Here is a 13,401-nt window from a genome sequence, read left to right on the forward strand (position 1 = left end):
TGGCAAAGGCGGCGTGCTGCTGATTTGATGCGTCCATCGCATGTCCGACGCACGTTCGGCCAAGGTTCTGATCGTGGCAGCGCCAAGCCAACGCGGGCGGGCAGAGCGTCTCGCGTCGCTGCTTGCAGACAGAAGCATTGCTGCGTCGACGTGGCCTCCCGACGCGGATGACGAAGAACACGCGCCAGCCTCGAGATCGCTCGCCGATGCAGTGCAGCGAGCGGCGGTCGTGGTGCTGCTTGCGGACAGTGCGTTTGCATCGGGGCGATTGGGCGATCGCGCGGAGATCACCGAATCGCTCGTGAAAGTGGCCGATCGTTTGATGATCGTGGTGATCGATCAAGCCGGTCGATCGGGTTTGTCTTTGCGATCCATCGACGTATTTCCGACGCGAGGTGTGCTCGTCGAGCTCGATGAATCGTCGCGCAATCGAGTGATGGAACGAGTGGTCATCGAGGTTGCGAGCGAGCTTGATCCAACGTGCGAGCCGCAGCCGGCAAAGCTTTTCGAGGAGTATCGGTTGCTTTTCGAAAGCACCGACCGGCTCGTGCAGCGGCGGCGCGAGACGACGCAGGTATTTTTCGGCGTGAACGCGGCGCTCTCGGCGGTGATTGCGTTCTTGGTCAAAGATCTCGCGCTTCCGGGGCCGCGCTTGGCGCTCGTCACCGTGCCGCTCTTCATCATGGGCATGGCTGCATCGCAGCTTTGGCGTCGGACGATCGAGCAATACGCGGCGCTCATCGATTGGCGCTATCGGCAGATTCGACGCATGGAGCGGCGCGGATTCGTGGGCAGTTATCGCGTTTTCAATCGCGAATGGGAAGCGATGTACGCGCCTCGACCACGGTGGGCGTTTGGTTTCTCCGAGCTCGAACGAGCCGTTCCGCTCGTTTTTTTGGCGCTTCATGCGCTTGGCATGTGTTTCTCGATCGCGGTGTGGCTCGGTGTGCTCGAACGGCTTGGATTTTGACGTCGCGGTCCTTCGCGAGAGCTGTTTCATCGCCACGGATCATCGAGTAATCTCGATGTTTCAGCATGGCCTCGGTGCTCGACATTCGCCGTTCGATCGATCGCAGCGCCCATCTCGCTAGTCGCGTCATTTACGCGCTGCCCGTTGCGTATCCATCCCTTTACGGTGTGGAGCTCGAGCGTGACGTGCCGTATCGCGGCACGCCCGATCCTGCGCATACGCTCGACATTTACCGGCCGAAGACGCTCAGCAAGCGGAGTCCGGCGGTGATGTACGTTCACGGTGGCGCATTTTCGACGTTGTCGAAGGACACGCACCGCGTGATGGCGCTCAATTTTGCGGCGCGCGGATACGTTGTTTTCAACATCAACTATCGCCTCGCGCCAACGCACGGTTATCCCGCGCCGCTCGAGGATGCGGCCGCGGCGCTCTGGTGGGTCGAGACAAACGCTGCGCGCTACGGCGCGGATCCATCGCGCATCGTGCTTGCAGGCGAATCGGCTGGGGCAAACCTCGTCACGGCGCTCGCGGTGTCCGCCATCGAGCCTCGGCCCGAACCGTTTGCCCGGACAATCTACGATCGAAACGCGCCGATTCGAGCGGTCGTCGCGATTTATGGTTTGCTCGACGTACACGACCTTCACCGCTTCACGGCGCATCCGCGTCTGATGCCGTGGCTGAAGGCGATGATCGTCGATGCTGGTGCGTCCTACGTTGGTCGTCCGATTCGCGAGCGTGCGATGGACGCGCCACTTGCCAGCCCGCTGCGACTGCTTGCGGCGCCCGCGAGCGACGTTGCGCGACCACCGCCTCCGTTTTTCGCTGCGGCCGGAACGGCGGATCCGCTACTCGACGACTCGCGTCGTTTGCAGGCTGCGATCGAAGGACGCGGAGGTCTTTGTCGCCTGGAGATTTTCCCCGGTGAAATTCACGGCTTCAATGCTCTCGTGTGGCGCAAAGCTGCTCAGGACAAGTGGCGAGCGGTAGCAGAATTCCTTCGGCACCACGTGGGTTGAAAAGGGCCACATTCCGCAATGCCGGCCTTGTCGATCCCGCGCTGGAGAGGTTATAGTTTGGCGGGTTCCGTCGGCCTTGCCGTTCACCCCGCGCTTGCTCATGGCTTCTTCCGCCTCACGCTCGACGTCCGTTTCAACTCGACCAACGGACGAGCAGACCGGCGCTGACGCGAACGACGTCGTCGAGACGAGCAGCGTCGATCGCGGGCCGCCCGTTTCATCCCGTCAACTCGAAGAAACGCGTGACGGCGGTTTTGACGAGCTGCCTGCGAAGCCCGCGGATGCAGCGAAGGCGATGCCCTACATCGCGGGCGACGTCATTGCCAACAAGTATCGCCTCACGAAAGTTCTCGGCGAAGGCGGCATGGGCGCCGTGTGGCTCGCACGCAACTTGGCGCTCGAGATCGACGTCGCCATCAAGCTCATTCGTCACGATTACGCCAATGCCGAAGGCGCGATGCGGCTTCTTCAAGAGGCGCGAGCAGCAGCGCGAATCGGTCATCCGTGCATCGTGCGCGTATTCGATTTCGGCACGACCGAGCGAGGAGATCCCTTCATCGTGATGGAGGTGCTGCAGGGCGAGTCGCTTGCGCAAACCATCGAGCGCAAGGGCAGGCTTTCGGCCATCAGCGCCGTGCGCACGCTCTTGCCCGTCGCAAGTGCTCTTGCAGCCGCACACGGCAAAGGCATCGTCCATCGCGACCTGAAGCCCGACAACATTCGTCTCGTTACCGACGATCGCGGCGCCGTCATTCCCAAGGTCGTCGACTTTGGCATCGCCAAGTTGCATCACGACGATCTCCCTCGCGAAACCACGCAAGTCGGCGTCATCCTCGGAAGCCCGCACTACATGTCTCCCGAGCAAGCGTGCGGCCGCAGCGACGTCGATCATCGCACGGACATTTGGGCGTTTTCCGTGATGCTTTACGAAGTCATCAGCGGTGTGCGTCCGTTCGAAGGGCCAAACTACAATGCCCTCATCAGCTCGATTCTCGTGTTCAACCCCGCCCCGTGGGAAGAGCACGAGATCCACGAGCCGGAGCTTTGGGCGCTGATACAAAAGGGCCTGGCGAAGGAACAACAAGATCGCTGGCAATCGATGCAGGAGTACGGCGAAGTGCTGGCCACGTGGGCGGCGCAGCGTGACGTCGAAACCGATGCTGCCGGCAATTCGCTTCGCGCGCACTGGCTTGCCGCAAACGTTCATCGACCGCTCTCGGAATTCCCTCCGGCCAATGGCACCCCCGAAGCCGGGCGTGCGCGCATGAACTCCGAGCGCGAAATTCGCGTGCTCAAAATTCCATCGATCCCCGAGCTTGCCGCGCCAGACATCAACCCCCCGGTGGAAGCTCCGCCAAGCACACTCGCAGCGCCGCTGCCCCCTGCTCCTCCTTCGAGCCTTCCGCTCGCGACGACGCGTTCCGAACCGCCTGAACGACGCCGATCGGCAGCCATGTGGATTGGCCCCATCGCGCTCGCCGTCGGTGCGATCGTCGCTGGCGGTATCATGCTCGCCATCCGAGAAGAACCGCGACCCCTGAGCGCTCCAGCGAGAGTGGAAGAAGGCGTAAACAAGCTCGGCGCGACGTTGCCGCCATCGAATGCCGCGCCCGCGACAAGCGTCGCGGGCGAATCGAGCGCGGTCGTGCCCGCATCGAGTGCGGCCGCGTCGGCCAGCGCTGTCGGCAGCGTCGAATCACCCGCCTTGCCTCCCACGCCACGTCCAACCGCGCCCAGCGCGACGGCAAAATCGTCCGCAAAGTCCCCGCCCACTCCTCCCCCCATTCCCACCGACCCGAATTTTTGAGCGCATGAAGGCACTTTCCTCGCCGTTTCGCTCGCTTGCACTCGTGACCGCACTCGTGGCTCTCCACGCGTCGTGTTCACTCATTGCCGACTCGCAACTCGAGGGCAAACCTTCCGCGTCGACCTCGAGTAGCGGCAAAGGAGGCACCGGTGGCGACGGCGCTGGTTCCGTCGGGGGAGCTGGCAGCGGCGGGGCCATACCGTGCGATGGCACGTGCCTCGCGAGTGAAACGTGCTGCTCTGGCGCATGCTTCGACCTCGAAAAAAGCAGCGACCACTGCGGGTCTTGCGACAAGGCTTGCATCGCAGGTGAAAAGTGCTGCGGTGGTGGAACGTGCGCCGCGTGTTGCGACGCGACCGATTGCCCCACGGCGGACCATCAGTGCATCGGCGGCGCGTGCATTCTCATGTGTACGAATCCCGCGGTCGACTGCGGCGACGAATGCGCGATCTTGGCGACGACCACCAAGCACTGTGGCAGTTGTGAAAACGACTGTTTGTCCGGGCACCCGTGTATCGCAGGCAAGTGCCAAGCCGGATGGGCCATGATGAATCAGGACGGCGCGCCCGCACCAAGACAACGCGCCGCTGCGACATGGACGGGCAAGGCGCTCTTCGTATGGGGAGGCAAAGGCGATCAAGGCGCGCTGGGGGACGGCGCGCTGTACGATCCCAAGACCGATACGTGGTCGCCCCTCCCCACCGACAACGCTCCCAGCCCGCGAATGGACGCGGTTGCAGTTTTGATTGACAACCAGCGCGTCATGGTTTGGGGCGGCGGCCCGCACGACGACAACGTCGGGCTCAACTCGGGCAAACTTTACGATCTCGTAACATCTACGTGGACGGATCTCCCCGTATCCGTGATCGGTCGTCGCAATCCCGTCGCGGCGTGGACCGGTTCGAGGGTGCTCATCTGGGGCGGCACATCCGGCGGTGCAGCCATTGCCGGCGGTGCGTATTACGACCCCGCCATGACCAAGTGGACCATGATGAGTAACCCCAACTCGCCCACGGCACGTACGGGCGTTGGATGGGCATGGTCCGGCCAAGAGCTTCTTCTCTTTGGCGGGCGACCCGGCGGCGTTGGAGCGACTGCGGACGGCTTTGGTTACAATCCGGAGACCAACGTGTGGCGCAAGCTCCCGACCCCCGCGATGCTCGAGCCGCGATTCGACACCTTCGTCGCCTGGACGGGGACCTCCATGCTGGTCTTCGGCGGCCGCGACATCGCGACGACGTACGCCAACGCGGCGCTCTACGCTCCGGCCACGGACGCGTGGACTTCAGCCAAGACAAACCCGCTCGGGAAACGCAGCGCACCTGCTCCCCGCGCCGGATGCGCGTCCTCGGGAAGCTCGCAAATCCTCGTTGCAGGAGGCTTGGATCAATGGGAGGCGATCAAAACCGACGGTAGGGTGTATGATTCGGTCGTGAACGATTGGGGTGCCCAGATTCCCGCGTGGCCTTCCGGCGTCGATCATGAATACGGCGTGTGCGTTTGGACGGGCGCGGAGCTCATTCTCTGGAGCGGTTTCGACAGCGCACAGCTCGTCCCGGTGGGAGAACGTTACCGGCCTTGATCTCCAGACGAATCCTCACGCCCATCGTGCTCGCCGCGACCCTGCTCGCACAGGTGCCCGCGTCCGCGCAAAGCCCAGCCGATGTTGCGGTCGCGCGCGACCTTTTCCGCGAAGGCGCCAAGTTTGCTCAGGACGGCGAATGGAACGAAGCGCGGATACGCTACGAAAAATCGCTCGCGCTGAAGCGGGCACCGCTCACGCTCTACAGCCTGGGCGTCGCGTACCAGAACCTGCGCCGTTTCGTGGAGTCTCTCGAGAGTTATCGCGCGTTCCTCGTCGAGGTGCGAGCCGACGACGAGAAGGTCAAGCTGTACGAGCAGCCCGCGAAAGACGCGATCGCGGCGCTCGAGAAACAGGTCGCCAAGCTCGACATCAAGGTGGTGCCCGATGATGCCGAGGATCTCATGCTTTCGATCGACGGCATCATCGTCCCCGAAGCAGCGCTGGGTTATCCGCGGCTCGTCGATCCGGGCAAACACACGGTTGCAGCGCGTGCACTGGGGTATCGCGATGCGACGCAGATTGCCGAGGTTACGGAAGGGCAGCAGCTTGCCGTGACGCTGCGTCTCGAACCGCTGAAGTCGAGCGGGTTTCGCATAGGCGGCTCGGACAAACATGGCGCTCCGGTCGTGCCTACGGTGCTGATTGCGGGCGGCAGTGCAGCGTTTGCCGTGGGGCTCACGGTGGGACTCGTTGGCGTTCAAAAGGCTTCGGCGTCACCCACGCGAGACGGGGAAGACGCGGTCTCGGCGCGTAGGTTGGCGCTCGCGGGGGACATCGTGAGCGGCGTGGGCATCGTGGCTGCCGGAACGGGTTTGACGCTGCTTTTGCTCGACAAATTTGGCAAACCCGCCCGGCCCGCGGCCAAGCCTGCTTCGGGGTGGGTTCTTCCCGTCGTCACGATGGGCAGCGTGGGACTCGTTGGGCGTTTCTGAGCGCTCGCCTTCTGCTACCATCGCGCGCATGCCTCGTCGTCGACTCCGCGAAACCGCCTTGCGCACGGCTCGTTCCTTCTGTTCGCTCGCATTTCTTGCGGGCCTCGTTGCATGCGGCGCATCCGAACCACCGCTGCCAGTCCCCGTCACGCCCGGTGCGCTTTCGCCAGCACCTCCGCGCGCTGCGAAAAAAAGCAAGCCCGAACAGCCTGCGATCGCCAAAACGGACGCGATCACCATCGAAGCCCTGCTCGACGTTCATCGCGCATCGAGCGCCGTTGCCATCGGACGCGATCGCTTCCTGTTCCTCTCGGACGCACCTGGCACGGCGCAAATCCACGTCGGAACGCTTGGCGCAGAGCCTCCTCCAGCCGCCGTCAAGCTCACGTCGTTTGTCGATCGCGTTGGAGTCATGCGTGTCGCCCCGAACGCCGCCGGCGCCATTTTTCTGAAGGACGTCGGCGGCGACGAGAACTACCAGCTTCACTGGCTCGACATCACGGCCGACAACAAGCCCGACGCCACGCGCGCGCTCACGAACCTGCCCAAAGTGCGGCACTCGCTACCTGCATTCAACGAAGACGGCGGCAAGTTCGCGTTCACGTCCAATGCTCGCAATGGCAAGGACATGGACGTTTACATCGAGGCGCCGAATACGAAGGCCGAGGAATTTGCAAAGAAGCCCTTCGTCGAGCTCACCGGGAGCAATTCCGTCGCCGACTTTGCGGGAGACCAGCTTCTCGTCATCGAAGCGCATTCCAACGTCAATCAGGACCTTTGGATCATCGACGCGAAAAAAGGGACGAAAAAGCTCCTCACGAAACACAAGGGCGACGAACACTGGTCCTCGGCCCGGTTTACGCAGGATCGAAAAGCCATTCTCGCGCTCACCGATCGCGGTCGTGAATTCATTTCGCTCGTGTCGCTCGATATCGCCACGGGCAAAGTCACGCCGATCCTTGCAATCGATCACGACGTTGATGCATTGGCCGTCCGCAGCGCAAACAAGGCTGGACCGCTGACCAAAGGCAGCGATACGGCCGTGATCACCACGAATGTCGACGGAATCGACAAAGTGTCGATACTGACCATCGACGACAAACGCAAGCTCGGTTCGCAAAAGCAAACGGCGCTCGAAGGCGTCGTGACCAGCATCGATATCGCGCCCAGCGGCGATGTTGCATTCGTTGGCATCGAGCGAGCCACGATGCCCGCCGAGATTTTCCGCCTCGACTTGACGACGGGCAAATCCGAGCGCGCGACGTTCAGCCATCATGCTGGGATAGATTCGAGCAAGCTCGTCGAGCCCGAAATTCTGTCGTTCAAGAGTTTCGACGGTAAAACGGTGAGCTTGTTTTACTTCCAGCAGAAACCCGCCGCGAGCGAAAAACGTCCCGTCGTGGTGATGGTACATGGCGGTCCCGAATCGCAAGCGCAGCCGTATTTCAATCCCGTCACGCAATACCTCGTGCAGGCCGGTTATGCCGTAGCGGCTCCGAACGTGCGAGGGTCGACCGGGTATGGTAAAACGTTTGCGCATTTGGACGACAAGGACAAGCGCGAAGATTCCGTGCGGGATCTCTCCGAAGTAGGCAAATTCCTCGCGAAACGTCCCGATGTCGATCCAGCTCGCATTGCGCTTTATGGTGGAAGCTATGGCGGCTACATGGTACTCGCAGGGCTCACGTTGTATCCCGATCAATGGGCTGCGGGTGTCGATATCGTAGGAATCGCGAATTTCCGCACGTTCCTCGAACAAACGGCACCGTATCGGCGTGCCAATCGGGAATCCGAATATGGATCGCTCGCAAAAGATGGCGCCCTGCTCGATAAAATCAGCCCGATCCACAAGCTCGATCGCATCAAAGTCCCGCTCATGGTCATTCACGGCGTGCGTGATCCGCGAGTGCCCATTGGCGAAGCGAGACAAGTCGCCGAAGGACTGCAAAAACGCGGTTTGCCCGTGGAGCTCTTGACATTCGAGGATGAAGGTCATGGCTTGGCAAAGAGACCCAACAAGCTCAAGGCATACCCCGCAATCGTCAAGTTCCTCGACAGCCACGTCAAACACAAGGGAGATCCGACTGCGCCTTGATCGCATTGCGCTCGCCCTTCTGATTGTCGCAATCGCCTCTTGTACGCGAAAAGCTTCCGACGAAGTCGATGCGGGCTCGCCTTCCCCGCCGGCATCGACCACGGCTTCGCCAAGCATTGCAGCGCCGAGCGTTTCGGCTCCACCGCCGCCGCCCGTCAAACCAAAACTGACGCTTCTTGCTGCGGGTGACGTGAGTTTTGGACGTCTCGTCGGGCAAATGCTCCTGCGCGATCCGAGCCTCGACCTATTTGCTTCGATGGATCCGCTTTTTCGTAAAGCCGACGTCCGATTCGTCAACCTCGAAGGACCCATCACCGATCGCGGCACGGAGACCGTTTCACCTCACAACAATCTCGTATTCAATGGGCCCCCCGCGGCAGCTCGAGTCTTGTCCCGCGCGCGCATCGACATCGTGTCGATGGCCAACAATCATGCATGGGATTATGGCAAAAAGGGGCTCCTAGAAACGCTCGAATGGCTCGACAAAGAAAAAGTCGTGCACGTGGGAGCAGGCTCGGACCTCGAAAGAGCATACCAGCCCAAAATCATCGAACGTAATGGTTTTCGCCTGGCGTTCGTGGCCATCAACGATGTGTGGAATCAAGCGCATGTTCCAGGTCATTCGGCGCGTGATTACGTTGCCGGGGCAAACAAGGAGCGGCTCGTGCGCGTCGTGCGGTCCTTGCGCGAAGAATCGAGCATTGACGGCATTGCCGTCAGTTACCACGGCGGCGTCGAATACACGGACGAACCCGTGACGCACACCCGTGAATTGGCGGTCGCCGCCATCGATGCGGGCGCCGATGTTTTTCTTGGCCACCATCCCCACGTCGTGCAAGGTCTGACGTTTCATGAAAAGCGCCCCATCGTGTATAGCCTCGGCAATTTGCTCATGCGCATGAACAGCGCCCATCCCGCGACGGAAATGGGCTTGGCCGTGAAAGTCGAATTCGAGCGCGCAGCCATACCAAAAATATTTGCTTGTCCCATTCGCATCTTCGGCATCGACCCCATTCCGCTCGCCACGGATCCCAAACGTAAATCGTCCGAATCGCGCTTTTTGCATCGTTTGCAAAGCGTCACGCGCCGCGTCGGAACGGCCATCGTCGGCCCCATGAACGACGACGGCTGTGCGCCCGTTCATCCTTCCGCAGGTTCTCCGTGATTGTCTCTTTGCACCGAAGCCATGAGGTCGTACGCTTTTCTCATGGCCCTTCGAAAATTGACTGCAACGTGCGGCGCTTTGGGCGCCTTTCTTGCCATCACATACGTAGCCGTCCACGATGACGGCACTCCGTCCGCTCGAGCAGCGGACAAAAGCGTCCCCCATGCGCCGCGAACTGCGCTCCTCGCGACGCATCCCGGCGCCGAGCTCACCTCGCTCTTTCTCGTCGACGTGGTAGGCTCGTCCGCGCTCGCGCCGGTCACCACGTTCGCGCATTTGCCGGATGCGACGGTGCGAGCTGCCATCATTCCGGGGAAAACCGATGTGCTCGCCACGGCGGACACCACGCCTTCGCGCGATGCGTCCTTCAATGCGTCGCTTTTTCATCTGCGCCCTCACAACCCGCCCGAACGCATTGTCGATCGCGTCGTGCATGCAAGTCGTCCGCTCGTGACGCAGGCCGGACGTGTATTCGTTTCTCGCGGTGAGCCTGGCGTGGAAATCGAAGGTCGCATGCGTGTCGATACGCTCACCATCGACGAAATCGATCTCGGTACGGGACAAACGCGCACGGTGCACCAGACAAACGGTTATCTCTTGTTCTTGGTCGGCGCCATCGGCTCGGACATCGTGCTTTACCGCATCTTCCCCGATCGAGCCGACATCGTGGCCATCGATCCGGATACATTGGCCGAGCGTCCCATCGTCAAAAGCCTTCCGCCGTTTGCCCGTGACTTTTCCATCGATGAAAAGAACCGCTTGCTCGTATTTCAGAACCGTCACGAAAGCGATAGCCTCGCGTGGGTCGTCGAACGCGTCGAGCTCGGTACTGGCAAGACAAACCGATTGTTTTCCGGCCCCAGCATGACGCTTGCGCCGTTTACGTTGCCCCAGGGCGGCGTCGTGTTCAATCCGCGCGGTCAAGGTTTGTCACCGCTCGACACGAGCCTTTCCGTCATTGCGCCGCTTGGTGCAGGCGTCGACGTCATTGCAGCATCCACGTCCGATGGTCGATACCTTGCGGCGCTGCACACGCGTCCCAGCACGTTTGCGGTGCCGTTCATCGTGGACACGAAAACGGGCGCGTGGCGTGTATTGCCTGCGCCCCCGAATACACGCGTCACTGTCGCAGGTTTCGTCGTCGAAGGAGGTGCCCCGTGAATCGACGCTTCCCCATTGCAGCGATGCTTGCGTTCGCAGCCATCGCGGCGCCCCTCTCCGCAAACGCGTTTTGCCCTTCGTACACCGCATCGAGCCCCAACAATAGCGCCGGTTGCGCCATTGAAGCCGTTCCTGGCACGAACCCGACGATTGCCGAATGGAATGCCATTTTCGACCTCGTCTCCCAAGGCCCCAGCGTGTGGGGCGACAAAGGCCCCACGGTCACCGACATCGGCCAAGGATGCGGCAAACCCGAACCCCTTCATCCCGTGCCGGCTCGATTCCCATGCGAGCTGCTCAAAGGCATCACCAAAGTCGAAAGTGGTTGGCGCCAGTTTTGCGTTCCCACGACGCCGTCCGATCAAGTTGGAGGACAATCGCGCACGATCATTTCATTCGATTGCGGCTACGGCATCGGTCAAGTGACGAGCGGCATGCATTTCGGAGAAAATCCGGACTTCGACCGAAATCGAGTTGCCGCCGATCCGACCTACAACTTGGCCACCGGCACCCGCATTCTCGCGTCGAAATGGAAAGCGACGAATTGCGTCGGGGACAATCAGCCCACGGTCGTCGAACACTGGTACATCGCCACGTGGGCATACAACGGACTTGCCTACGTCAACAACCCCAACAATCCGAACTACGACACCAATCGAGGTGTTTGGAATCCTCAAGTGGGCGGCGGAGCGCCTTATCAGGAAAAAGTTTATGGCTTCATGGAATATCCCAACGGTCAATGGGATGCAGTCGCTTTGGCATATCCGAATCGAGGTGACATTGGCGGCGGATCGAGCCCGCCGACGCTGCCTGAACCGGAATGTGCATCGCCAACGGATTGCGTGAACAAACGACCCACGCACGTCACACAATGCATGCCCGCAATGGGTTCGTCGAGCTCGTCCAGCTCGTCCAGCTCGCTCGTCGGGCGAAGGCGGCATGGGCGGGTTTGGCGGCGACGGCGGAATGCCCGGCACGGGAGGCAATGGAACGGGCGGCGATTCGAGCGGTGGGTTTGGCGGAGCTGGTGTCGGTGGGTTTGGCGGAGACGAACCGATCGGAGCGGGCGGCCGTGACGAAGGAGCTGGAGCCAATGCCAATACGGGCACCATCTACGGCAACGTCAGTTGCAGTTGCGACCTGGCCGGACGGTCCACCGGCAACGACCTACCTTATGCGATTGGCATGTTGGCGTCGCTCATGCTGGTGCTTCGCCGCAAGCGGCTACATCACTCACAACCCAGCAATCCCTTGAGCTCGTCCACGCGTTCCGTCATCGCCACATCCGTGACGAATGCGGATAGCCTCGCTTTGTCACCGTTATTTGGTGCAATGTGGAGGAAACGGGTGCCCGTGTCGCCGGCGTGGCATCCATTACATGTTTGAATGGAGAATTTTCGTTTCAAGGCCGCCGATACGTCAGGCACGTTCCACGTAAATGACGGCGTTGGCGTTTCTACGGCTCCAGCGCTGAACGGTGTCCCGTTGATTTGTATGGGCACTTGGTGGCTCCCGCTATTGATTTTCTGCTCATTGTTCCTCACGAACGATGTCAGCATACTCGTACCGTTCATGCTCAGGAGTGGCGTAAGCGCCGCGGGTACGGTGTGCAGGTACCCATCGGACTCCAGATGAAATTCGCGCAGCTCCCAGAGTGGATCCAGAGCATTCTCGTTCGTGCGAATCTGATTCAGGTTTCTGTCGGCTTGGGAACCACGACCGGCAAACCGATTGGTGATTTTTTCGAGCTTTTTGTTGTATGCGGAGCTGCCGAGCTGCAATTTGCCCAGGGCGTGCCAATCCTCGGCCCAATCTTCTGCGCTTCGGCCGCGGTGATCCGGCAGCTTGTACTCGAAGATGACCGTGAAACGTAGATCCGCGCCGGACGAATCGCGCACGCCATACACGAAGCGACCTTCTCCGCCAGCAGTGCCGACCTCGCCGTTTTTACGAAGATCGGGGCGATACACGATGGCGAGCAAATAGAATGGCGCGACGGCTAGATCATACTTTCCGTTCGCGCTCCGCGCCTTCCACGGATCGAGAACCAACGTTCTCATGTTTTCCCGCTTCTTTACGACGACTCCATGCATCGTTTGGTCGTACAGCCATGATTCGACGAACCTTTTGACGAATTCCTGTTCATTGCGTTTGCCCGCCAGGTTTCGCATGACACCGCAGAACGACCAGGGGCCACAGCCTTCGGCGCGTGCATCGTTGACCACGCCCAATTCGGTGATCATGAGCTCTTTTTGCCACGTGATCGAACAATCATTTTCATTGTTGCGGCCACGGCCACGGCCACGGCCGCGACGGTCGTCATCGTCATCGTCATCGTCATCATCATCATCGTCGTCGTCGTCGTCGCGATCGCGATCCCGGTCGTCGTCGTCCTGGTAGAGCGCTGCGGCATTTTCGGCCGTAAACTCCTCGTCGATGGCGGACGTGCCGTCAGTGCAACCGGAAATCAACGCAAGCACCAGCGGCGTCACGACAAAGTGTCTGGACCATAGGCTCATGATATTCCTCGCTTTTCGGGCCCCGGCGTATTTCTCGAGTTAATGCATTGCACGCGCGTTGGAGTATGCACGTAAATGAAAGCCGAGACGCCCGCCAACGCAGAGCGCAACAAGCGCATCGTCGGGCAGGCCATCAATTGGCGTTCTCTTC

10 protein-coding genes are annotated in these 13,401 nt (G+C 61.0%); 9 read left to right on the top strand and 1 reads right to left on the bottom strand.

Annotation, left to right across the window (positions count from 1 at the left end; genetic code table 11):
- The first annotated feature begins 40 nt into the window (after window positions 1–40).
- The 9 genes from IPM54_35275 (at window position 41) to IPM54_35315 (ending at window position 11,807) form a co-directional block, all read left to right on the top strand.
- Complete coding sequence (locus IPM54_35275) at window positions 41–970, top strand: hypothetical protein (GenBank protein ID MBK9265029.1); 930 nt, start codon at window positions 41–43, stop codon at window positions 968–970.
- 65 nt (window positions 971–1,035) lie between these two features.
- Entirely contained in the window at window positions 1,036–1,986 is a 951-nt protein-coding gene (locus IPM54_35280) for an alpha/beta hydrolase fold domain-containing protein (protein MBK9265030.1), read from the top strand.
- A 100-nt stretch (window positions 1,987–2,086) separates the two neighbouring features.
- Complete coding sequence (locus IPM54_35285) at window positions 2,087–3,793, top strand: serine/threonine protein kinase (GenBank protein ID MBK9265031.1); 1,707 nt, start codon at window positions 2,087–2,089, stop codon at window positions 3,791–3,793.
- A gap of 4 nt (window positions 3,794–3,797) precedes the next feature.
- The gene (locus tag IPM54_35290; protein MBK9265032.1) at window positions 3,798–5,375 is read left to right on the top strand and encodes a hypothetical protein; all 1,578 of its coding nucleotides are present in this window, start codon (window positions 3,798–3,800) and stop codon (window positions 5,373–5,375) included.
- A complete protein-coding gene (locus IPM54_35295) occupies window positions 5,372–6,310 on the top strand; it encodes a hypothetical protein (GenBank protein MBK9265033.1) in 939 nt (312 codons plus the stop codon). Before IPM54_35290 ends, IPM54_35295 begins: the two co-directional genes overlap by 4 nt.
- Window positions 6,311–6,338: 28 nt before the next feature.
- Window positions 6,339–8,405: a S9 family peptidase gene (locus IPM54_35300; GenBank protein MBK9265034.1), complete on the top strand. Its 2,067-nt coding sequence runs from the start codon at window positions 6,339–6,341 to the stop codon at window positions 8,403–8,405.
- Window positions 8,406–8,595: 190 nt separating this feature from the next.
- A complete protein-coding gene (locus tag IPM54_35305; protein ID MBK9265035.1) occupies window positions 8,596–9,570 on the top strand; it encodes a CapA family protein in 975 nt (324 codons plus the stop codon).
- A gap of 42 nt (window positions 9,571–9,612) precedes the next feature.
- Window positions 9,613–10,731: a hypothetical protein gene (locus IPM54_35310; GenBank protein ID MBK9265036.1), complete on the top strand. Its 1,119-nt coding sequence runs from the start codon at window positions 9,613–9,615 to the stop codon at window positions 10,729–10,731.
- On the top strand, window positions 10,728–11,807 hold the full coding sequence (locus IPM54_35315) for a hypothetical protein (protein MBK9265037.1): 1,080 nt from the start codon (window positions 10,728–10,730) through the stop codon (window positions 11,805–11,807). Before IPM54_35310 ends, IPM54_35315 begins: the two co-directional genes overlap by 4 nt.
- Before the next feature lie 153 nt (window positions 11,808–11,960).
- On the opposite strand, the gene IPM54_35320 is transcribed toward IPM54_35315, so the two are convergent.
- Window positions 11,961–13,250 (bottom strand): hypothetical protein, encoded by a 1,290-nt coding sequence (locus IPM54_35320; GenBank protein ID MBK9265038.1) that lies wholly within the window; start codon window positions 13,248–13,250, stop codon window positions 11,961–11,963.
- Window positions 13,251–13,401 lie beyond the last annotated feature (151 nt).

The sequence above is a fragment of the Polyangiaceae bacterium genome (genome assembly GCA_016715885.1).
Classification (GTDB): domain Bacteria; phylum Myxococcota_A; class Polyangia; order Polyangiales; family Polyangiaceae; genus Polyangium.